Consider the following 384-nt stretch of genomic DNA (forward strand, 5'->3'; position numbering starts at 1 on the left):
TGTAGATGTATTATACGCTTCTATTAAGTCACTTTATAATGCTAATCATGATTTTAAAATAAATCTTTGGATTATTGCAGATAATGTCTCTGATGAAAATAAAAATAAAATTAATGATTTATCACAAGAATATGGACAAAGAAAAATTTGTTGGGTTGATAATGTTGAAATACCATATAAGTTACAATTAGACAGAGGTTCAGCGAGTGCATTTAGTAGATTATTGTTAGGGAGTATTCTTCCGAAAAATATTTCTAAAGTTTTATATTTAGATAGTGACACTATTGTAATGAATTCTTTAAAAGAATTGTTTGATGTTGATTTTAAAGGGAATATTGTTTTAGGTGTTGCAGATGTATTTAATAAAGAATATAAGAAGGTTTT

1 protein-coding gene is annotated in these 384 nt (G+C 25.3%); it reads left to right on the forward strand.

The window, feature by feature from the left end; translation table 11 throughout:
* Positions 1–384, forward strand: a 384-nt coding sequence (locus SK629_RS10855; RefSeq protein WP_042901892.1) for a glycosyltransferase family 8 protein, incomplete at both ends; no start/stop codon positions are given.

The organism is Streptococcus mitis (assembly GCF_000722695.1).
GTDB classification, from domain to species: domain Bacteria; phylum Bacillota; class Bacilli; order Lactobacillales; family Streptococcaceae; genus Streptococcus; species Streptococcus mitis_O.